Source organism: Pseudomonas sp. Pseusp88, assembly GCF_047303955.1.
Lineage (GTDB): Bacteria > Pseudomonadota > Gammaproteobacteria > Pseudomonadales > Pseudomonadaceae > Aquipseudomonas.
The window spans coordinates 1-605 of the sequence record NZ_JBGLYM010000089.1 but is presented as its reverse complement, the minus strand read 5'-3'; the positions used below and the strand labels follow the sequence as shown (position 1 = coordinate 605).

The 605-nt window shown below is 52.1% G+C and carries 1 pseudogene; it reads right to left on the bottom strand.

Annotated elements, in window-relative coordinates:
* A pseudogene (locus ACCD02_RS32590) lies at positions 1-500 on the bottom strand (hypothetical protein); the annotation flags it as partial.
* Between the last annotated feature and the right edge of the window lie 105 nt (positions 501-605).

Here is a 605-nt window from a genome sequence, read left to right as displayed (position 1 = left end):
TGGCGATGAGCTTCGTGTACCGGTACGTCGGGTAGTGGGCGGCTTATATCCATGAAGTTCTGGAAAAAATCCCACAGCGCACAAGGCTTTTGTGCGAGATTGTCCGGCACAATCAAGTTATTGAAGTTCATACCCTTATTACTATAACGATGAGCCAGGGAAAGGCCGATCATGGGCAAGCCCTGGCGGTCCGGGTTGGTGATTATATAGGCATCAAACTCATAAAATGGCGCAGTAAACTCGCCGATTTTTCCGGTTTTTTTAAAGTCCTTGTAGTCAAAAATGGTAACCAGGCCCGTGCGGCGATTGAGTTCCCAAAGGGGACCCTTGGGTGCGCGAAGCCAGACTTTTGGGAAGTATTCGACGACAATATGGCCAACTAACCAGCAGGCAAGTGGTACCCCTATGAACCACGAATAAGCCTCTATAAATAGAGTTTTTGTGAGTTCCCAGGCCGGTTCACTTAGTCTTGATATTACTATAATATGAGTTAGCATCATAATAAATATCATAAAGAAAGTTAGAAAGTTGGGGGGGGGGGGGGGGGGGGGGGGGGGGGGGGGGGGGGGGGGGGGGGGGGGGGGGGGGGGGGGGGGGGGGGGGGG